This window comes from Castellaniella sp., from assembly GCF_049651205.1.
Taxonomy (GTDB): Bacteria; Pseudomonadota; Gammaproteobacteria; order Burkholderiales; family Burkholderiaceae_B; genus Castellaniella.
The window spans coordinates 158,100-165,941 of record NZ_JBASBR010000013.1 but is presented as its reverse complement, the minus strand read 5'-3'; the positions used below and the strand labels follow the sequence as shown (position 1 = coordinate 165,941).

Below are 7,842 nucleotides of genomic sequence, written 5' to 3'. Positions count from 1 at the left end.
CAACGTCTCCATGAAGGTCAGCCTGATTGCGCCGATCGCCATGGAAGAAGGTCTGCGTTTTGCCATCCGCGAAGGTGGCCGTACCGTGGGCGCCGGCGTCGTTGCCAAAATCATCAAGTAATTGATGGTCTGGCGGGGGCTGTGCCCCCGCCTGGATTCGTTCTTTAGGGATACCCATGAAAAGCCAGAAAATCCGCATCCGCCTGAAGGCGTATGACTACAAGCTGATCGACCAATCGGCTGCCGAGATCGTCGAGACCGCCAAGCGCACCGGCGCTGTGGTTCGTGGCCCCGTGCCTTTGCCCACGCGGATTCGTCGCTACGACGTATTGCGTTCGCCGCACGTCAACAAAACCTCGCGCGACCAGTTCGAAATGCGCACACACCAACGTCTGATGGATATCGTTGATCCTACCGACAAGACCGTCGACGCATTGATGCGCCTCGATCTGCCGGCTGGTGTTGATGTCGAGATTGCGTTGCAGTAATACAAACGCGCTTGCTTGTGTAAGCGGTTCGTTTTGCGAAAAAGAGCTTCCTTCGGGAAGCTCTTTTTTTATTCTGCGTAGATGATCTGCCAGATCGGCCAAGCTGATATGAGCAGAGCTCAAGGTGCTGAGTTTCTTTAATGCGTACATATATGTACACAAATTTATAAACATCATTGTCCACTTAGGTGTTAATCCTGATGTTAAAAGAATCGTGGACACGGCTATTCTGTTCACGTGAACTGATAGGGCGGCATTTGCCTGATGCATCAACAAGGAACACCTGTGAAAATCCTCCTGCTCAATCCCAATATTTCCAATAGCGTCACGCAGCTTATCCAGCACGAAGCACAACGCGCAGCCTTGCCGGATACCGAGATCACCGCCGAGACGGTAGATATGGGGGTTGCTTACATAGAAACCCCGGCAGAATCCGTCGTGGCAGCCTATGCAAGCTTTGTACATCTCGCGCAATGCCATACCGCCTACGACGGCATCGTTATCGCCGCGTATGGTGATCCCGGTGTGGCTCAGGCCAAAGAGCTGTTTCCCATCCCCGTGGTGGGGCTGACAGAGTCAGCGCTGGCCAGCGCCTTTCTGCTTGGTGGGCGCTTCGGGATTGTCGGTATCTCCAAAAGAATCGGCTACTGGTATCAGCAGACCCTCGAAGCCCTGGGCATGTCGCATCGCTTCATTGGGTACCAGGGCTTGGGCCGTGCGTTCTCGGATGTGGGCGCCGTGCAAGACGAGGCCCGCGTCGCGTTGTTGCAGATGTGCCTTCAACAAGTGGATGCCGGGGCCGACACCATCATCCTGGCCGGTGCACCCCTTGCCGGCCTGGCACGACAGATCGAAAGTCAGGTGCCTGTCCCGCTGGTAGACGGCGTGGGCAGTGCCGTGCGTATGCTTGAAACCCTGGTTCGCAGCAATTACCAGCCGCGCCGTGCCGGCCCGCTGGCACCGCCGCCGGCCAAACCCAACCAGCACATAAGCCCGGCCCTGGCTGCCCTGTTCGCCGGCCAGCCCAATGCCAACGCAGGCGGGGCGCGTTCATGAGCCAGCATTTTGATCTGCTCGTCATCAACGCCAAAATCGTCACTGCATCCGACAAATTTCAGGCTGATATTGGTGTCATCGATGGCAAGATTGCCGCATTGGGAAAAAACCTCGGGACAGCCACGCAAATCGTTGATGCCAGCGGGCTGCTGGCCTTGCCAGGCGGCGTGGATGCCCATTGCCACCTTGATCAGCCACAGGATTTCGGATTACGCATGGCCGACGACTTCCTCAGTGGATCGCGATCTGCCGCTTGTGGTGGCACCACCACCATCATCCCCTTTGCCGCGCAGATCAAGGGGCAGTCCTTGCAAGCTGCCGTCACCGACTATCACCAGCGCGCACAAGACAAGTCCTGCATCGACTACGCGTTTCACATGATTGTGTCGGACCCCACCCCAGAGGTGCTGAAGACCGAACTCCCGCGCCTTATCCGGGAGGGCTATACCTCATTCAAGGTCTACATGACCTACGATGATCTCAAGCTCAATGATCGCCAGATTCTGGATGTGCTGGATGTCGCGCGCCAGGAAGGTGCGCTGGTGATGGTGCATGCCGAGAACTCCGACTGCATCGGCTGGCTTACCGACCGCCTGGTTTCCGAGGGCAAGACCACTCCTCAGTACCATGGGGTGTCCCGCCCGCAGGCCGTCGAGCGTGAGGCGACGCATCGGGCCATCACGTTTTCCGAGCTGGTCGATGTGCCGATCCTGATCGTGCATGTATCCGGGCGTGAAGCCATCGAACAGATCCGCTGGGCACATGGCAGGGGGCAGCGCATCTATGCCGAAACCTGCCCTCAGTATCTTTATCTCACCGAAGACGATCTCGGCCATGGCGACTACGACGGTGCCAAGTGCATCTGCAGCCCACCCCCCCGCGACCGTGCCAACCAGCAGGTGGTTTGGGATGGCCTGCAGCACAACGTCTTTGCCGTGTTCTCATCCGATCATGCACCCTTTGGTTACGACGATCCGCACGGCAAAAAGCTGCGGGGCGTCGAGCAAAAATTTCACCATATTCCCAACGGCATCCCGGGCCTCGAGACGCGGTTGCCCTTGCTGTTTTCAGGTGGCGTCAAGGAGGGGCGCATCAGCATTCATCAGTTTGTAGCGGTCACATCCACTCAACCTGCCAAGTTGTATGGGCTGTATCCCCGCAAGGGTTCGCTCATGGTGGGGTCTGATGCAGATATCGCGTTGTGGGATCCCGATCGGGAGGTCACCATCCACAACCAGATGCTGCATCACAACGTCGACTACACGCCCTACGAGGGCCAAACCGTCACAGGCTGGCCGGTCATGACCTTCTCACGCGGAAGGCTGGTAGCCAAAAATTTCGAATTCCTGGGCCAGGCCGGTACCGGGGAATTCATGTCATGCGGTAAACCAATGCTGCTGTAACTCATGCCACCAAAGGCGGGTTGCAGCACCCAGAGATCACTGCAAAGTGAACCACAGAGGAGACGGAACATGAACATGCGTATCACCCTTAAATCCACCTTGCTCGCCTGCGTTGTGGGCGGCGCCATCTCACTCAGCCAGGTTGCCATGGCTGCCCAAAACTTGCGGATTGCCAGCAATTTCCCCGCTGAGCATTCGGTTTCCAAAGCGATGGAGATCTTCAAGACCGAAGTCGAGAAAAACACAACGGACTCGCTGAAGATCAGCCTGTTTCCCAACATGATGCTCGGCGGTGCAACCGAGAACATCGATCAGACGCGCTCTGGCACGATCTTTGGCACGCTGCTGTCGGTGGCGTACATGTCCCGCATCGTCCCGGAGTTCGAGGCAGTCAGTCTGCCGTTTGTCTTCAATACGCACGAATCCGCCTGGAAGGTTGCCGATGGCAAGGTGGGGCAGATACTGAACGACAAAATGGCAGCCAAAGGCTTTAAAGGGTTGGGCTTTGGCGAGCTTGGCTTTCGTAACGTCACCAACAATGTACGGCCCATCGCAACGCTGGCCGACTTCAAAGACCTGAAAATCCGGCTGCAGCCCAACGAGGTGCATATCAATGCTTTCCGGGCGCTGGGCGCAAACCCGGTGGCCATGGATATCAGCGAGGTGTATTCCGCACTGCAGCAGGGTGTGCTGGACGGCCAGGAAAACCCGTATGACAGCATCGCCACCCGGCGTTTCAACGAGGTGCAAAAGTACATTTCCGATTCCCGTCACCTGTTCGATTTCATGGTCTTTGTGGTCAATAAGCAAGCCTTCGACAAGCTCAGCCCCGAAGACCAGAAAGTCGTTAGCGAGGCAGCAAAAAAAGCGATTCAGTGGCAACGCAATGCCTCGGCTACCGAGGCAGACAAATGGCGTGACACTTTGATCAAACGTGGCATGCAGTACACCGAAGTCTCCGACGAGGCCCGGGCCAAGATGCGCGAAGCAACCGCGTCCGTGGTGCAGACCGTCCGTAAAAACGTTGGCGACGAAATCGTTGATGCCATGTTTGCCGAGGCAGGCAAGTGAACCAGCCCCAAGAACCGGGTAGCGACCAGCCACAGGAAGACATTGCGCTTCCTGTGCGCTGGCCGGGCAGCCCGCTGCAGACGGTCGTCAGATACCTCGATCAGTTGTCTGTGGCGGGTATTGTCCTCACAATGGCTGGCATGACCATCATCGTCACTTTGCAAGTGGTCTGGCGGCATATTCTCAACTCATCGATTGACTCGGCCGACGAGCTCTCCAGATTGCTGTTTGTCTGGGCGATGTTCCTGGCGATTCCGCAAGGCATCAAGTATGGGGTTCACGTGGGCATCGATCTGCTGGTCAGCGCACTGAGCCCAAGTGTCAAAGAGATCCTGTTCCGGTTGATGTCGCTGGCAGCTGCCGTGCTGATGGCCGCGGTAGCCATCGCTGCCTGGGATGCCACCCTCGGGAAATGGCAGGCGCTTATGCCCACTTTGCCCATCAGTGCAGCGGTTTTCTATATCGCTGTCCTCGTCTGTGCCGTGCACAGTGTTCTGCACCTGATTCTCTTCACCTGGGGTGGCTCGAGAATCTGGGGAGGTCAATCGCTATGATTATCGTGGTCCTGATCCTGTTTGTGATCTTTGCCTTCCTGGGCATGCCACTGGCCTTTGCCCTGGGGTTTGCCTCTTTGGGGGCGCTGTTTTCGGCCGATTTTCCCATCACGATGCTGGCAGAACGCATGCTGTATTCGGTTAACAGCTTCCCGCTGATGGCCATCCCGCTGTTTATTCTGGCGGGCGAGTTCATGGTGAAGGCAGGCATGATGGAGCGCCTGGTCAGCTTTGCCAACAGTCTGGTTGGCCGCATGCATGGTGGCCTTGCCAATGTCACTATCGTGGCGGGCACGATTCTTGCGGCGGTCAGCGGTGCGGCCGTAGCCAGTGCCAGCGCCTTAGGCAGCGCCCTGGTGCCTTCTCTGCGCAAGTACTACCCGGATACATACTCCTGCGCGATCATCGCTTCGGCGTCCAACCTCGGCCCGGTTATTCCACCCTCCAATGCCATGATTGTGTACGCCTTGATGGCTGGCTCCACCGTATCGGTGGGGGGCATGTTCATCGCCGGCGTCGTCCCAGGCATCCTCTTATGTATCGGCTTTATCGCGATTGCCTCGTATTTGTCCTGGAAACGCAAGTATCCTCTCACCGGAGAAGCATTCGACGGACGCAGGGCCTGGACCGAGTTTCGCCGTGCCTATGCCATTCTGTTTATGCCCATCCTTGTGCTGGGCGGCATCATCGGGGGCTTGTTTACCGCCACCGAGGGCGCGGCTGTGGCAGTGGTGTACTCTGCCGCCATTGGCTTTTTGGCCACCCGCAAGCTCAAGTGGCGGGATTTGCCCGGGTGCATGTTTCGGGCCGCGGTCATCTCTGCCATGGTGGCGGCACTGATTGCCTTCGCGGCAACCGTTACCTTCCTGTTTGCCGTCAATCGGGTTCCGCAGGATATGGCGCTCTGGGTGCAGTCCATCACCGACAGCCCGATGGTGTTTTTGCTGCTTACCATGGTAATTCTCATCGTGGTCGGGATGTTCCTGGAGTCAAACGCAGCGTACATCATGCTGGTTCCTCTGTTTGCGCCTATCGCACAAGCATTTGGCATCGATCCCTTGTGGTTTGGCCTGCTGTTTGTGCTTAACCTGGTGATCGGCATGATGACGCCGCCGGTGGGTGTGCTTTATTTTGTGGTGTGTGGCATCACAAAAATGCCCATGGGCCCGGTGGTCAAAGAGTGCGTTCCCTTTGTTGCCTGGCAGTTTGCTGTTCTGATCCTGTGCATGGTGTTTCCGGCCATCGTCACGTGGTTGCCACGGCTTCTCGGGTACTGATCTCTCTGCCACTTTGGTTAAACATTGATGCCACACGCCCATGCCCAACAAGAAATCATGCCAACCATCCTGATTACCGGCGGCGCCGGTTTCATTGGCCTGAATATCACCGAGCACTTGCTAGGGCGCGGCATCGATGTGGTTTGCTACAGCTTGGCAGCACCACCCCAGCCCTTTATCCGTGCGGTAGAGGGCTTGCGGGGCCATCTGTCCATTGTGGAAGGTGATGTCTGTGACCCGGTTGCACTTAAAGTCGCCCTGCAACAATTCCAGGTGGGGGCACTGATCCACGGTGCGGCCATCACTGCGGACATCCACCGCGAGCGCACCGATCCGGCCCGGATCTTTGCAGTCAATCTGGGCGGCACACTCAATGTCCTGGAGATGGCAATCCAATGCGCGCTTGCTCAAGTGATTGTGCTGGGCTCGGGGGCGGTGTTTGGTGCGGCATCGCCAACAGATGAATTTCTGGATGAAACCCGGCATATACCCGTGCCGGACAGCCATTACGGGATCAGCAAGTATGCCGCCGAGCGGCTGTCGGTTCGCTATCGAAGTACGCGCCAGCTTTGTACAAGCGTTGTTCGGCTGGGCACATGCTTTGGTCGCTGGGAGTACGCCACTGGTGTGCGTGACACGCTCAGCATCCCCCTGGGGCTGACACAAATGGCAGAAACCGGCGGCCATGCCGTTTTGGGTCCGCAACTGCCGGTCGATTGGGTATACGCTGACGATGTCGCTATTGGCGTGGCGAAGATGCTGGCCACCACCCCAAAAGATCCGGTCTATCATTTGTCGGCAGGCCGACGCTGGGATGCCCTGGCCTGGTGCAAGCTGCTGGCACAGGCGTTTCCAGGTTTTACCTACGAGATCAGTGACGATCCAGAAAAGATCAATATTGGCCGCAGCGCACCCACGCCCCGGCCGCCGTTTGCCATTGGCCGGATGGAAGCCGAATTCGGCTTCCGGCCCGCGTTCACCGGTTCTGCCGCATTCGAGCACTACATCCGCTGGCGCGCGCGCTGTGCGATCTAATGCACGCCTTCGGTAATCTCTGATCAGAGCCCAGCAGGTTCCGGTTTCGGGCAGGCCATCTCCCTGATATTACAGTGTGTCTGTTTTGCACAGAGGCTCTTCCTTCGTGGTTTTGTTCGTGCTAGAATGCTTAGCTTCGCCATCCATCTATATGGGTGGCGTTCGTTGCATGCATTTTGTGCAGCGGCGCAGCTTAGCGGTTGCACTCAAGCCCCGGCCAATCGAAGTCGGGATTTACGCTTAAGGGTTCATACCCCGGAGAAAACAATGTCGAACACGACACCTACCCCCGCGGCCTGGCGCCTTGGGCTTGTGGGACGCAAGGTCGGCATGACCCGCATTTTTACCGAGGAAGGCGATTCCATCCCGGTAACTGTGCTGGACGTGTCCAACAATCGCGTTGCCCAAGTCAAGACGCCCGAAGTCGACGGCTATGCGGCGGTTCAGCTGGCCTATGGTGCCCGCCGTGCCTCTCGCATTACCAAGGCCCAGTCGGGTCACTTTGCAAAAGCCGGCATCGAAGCCGGCTCTGCGCTCAAAGAATTCCGTCTTGATCCTGCCCGTGCCGCCGAATTCACGGCTGGCGCAGTGGTTTCCGTCGAGTCCGTCTTCGAAGTCGGCCAACAAGTCGACGTCACCGGCACCTCCATCGGTAAGGGTTTTGCCGGCACCATCAAGCGCCACAACTTCGGTTCGCAGCGCGCCTCGCACGGTAACTCACGCTCGCACCGCGTGCCCGGCTCCATCGGTCAGGCACAAGATCCGGGCCGTGTCTTCCCGGGCAAGAAAATGGCTGGTCACCTGGGTGATGTCACCTGCACAGTCCAAAATCTGGACGTCGTGCGTGTCGACGTCGAACGCGGTCTGTTGCTGGTTCGGGGCGCTGTCCCGGGTCATAAAAACGCCGATATCGTCGTGCGTCCGGCCGTCAAGGCCGCGCCCAAAAAAGGAGCCTAAT

Annotated in this window: 8 protein-coding genes and 1 pseudogene; all 9 read left to right on the top strand. The window is 57.8% G+C overall.

Translation table 11 applies throughout. From position 1 onward, the window contains the following. A pseudogene (locus WA928_RS10005) lies at positions 1-121 on the top strand (elongation factor Tu); the annotation flags it as partial. A 55-nt stretch (positions 122-176) separates the two neighbouring features. Then, entirely contained in the window at positions 177-488 is a 312-nt protein-coding gene (gene rpsJ / locus WA928_RS10000) for a 30S ribosomal protein S10 (protein ID WP_350382575.1), read from the top strand. Between the two features lie 285 nt (positions 489-773). Beyond that, a complete protein-coding gene (locus WA928_RS09995; RefSeq protein ID WP_424302872.1) occupies positions 774-1,544 on the top strand; it encodes an aspartate/glutamate racemase family protein in 771 nt (256 codons plus the stop codon). Beyond that, the gene (gene hydA, locus WA928_RS09990; protein WP_424302869.1) at positions 1,541-2,947 is read left to right on the top strand and encodes a dihydropyrimidinase; all 1,407 of its coding nucleotides are present in this window, start codon (positions 1,541-1,543) and stop codon (positions 2,945-2,947) included. The genes WA928_RS09995 and hydA overlap by 4 nt, the downstream gene beginning before the upstream one ends. Positions 2,948-3,016: 69 nt before the next feature. Further along, complete coding sequence (locus WA928_RS09985; protein ID WP_424302866.1) at positions 3,017-4,018, top strand: TRAP transporter substrate-binding protein; 1,002 nt, start codon at positions 3,017-3,019, stop codon at positions 4,016-4,018. Next, on the top strand, positions 4,015-4,572 hold the full coding sequence (locus WA928_RS09980) for a TRAP transporter small permease (RefSeq protein ID WP_424302863.1): 558 nt from the start codon (positions 4,015-4,017) through the stop codon (positions 4,570-4,572). The genes WA928_RS09985 and WA928_RS09980 overlap by 4 nt, the downstream gene beginning before the upstream one ends. Beyond that, complete coding sequence (locus WA928_RS09975) at positions 4,569-5,849, top strand: TRAP transporter large permease (protein ID WP_424302860.1); 1,281 nt, start codon at positions 4,569-4,571, stop codon at positions 5,847-5,849. The genes WA928_RS09980 and WA928_RS09975 overlap by 4 nt, the downstream gene beginning before the upstream one ends. A 27-nt stretch (positions 5,850-5,876) precedes the next feature. Beyond that, complete coding sequence (locus tag WA928_RS09970) at positions 5,877-6,884, top strand: NAD-dependent epimerase/dehydratase family protein (RefSeq protein ID WP_424302857.1); 1,008 nt, start codon at positions 5,877-5,879, stop codon at positions 6,882-6,884. Between the two features lie 267 nt (positions 6,885-7,151). Beyond that, complete coding sequence (gene rplC, locus WA928_RS09965) at positions 7,152-7,841, top strand: 50S ribosomal protein L3 (protein WP_424302854.1); 690 nt, start codon at positions 7,152-7,154, stop codon at positions 7,839-7,841. The last annotated feature ends 1 nt before the right edge of the window (position 7,842 follow it).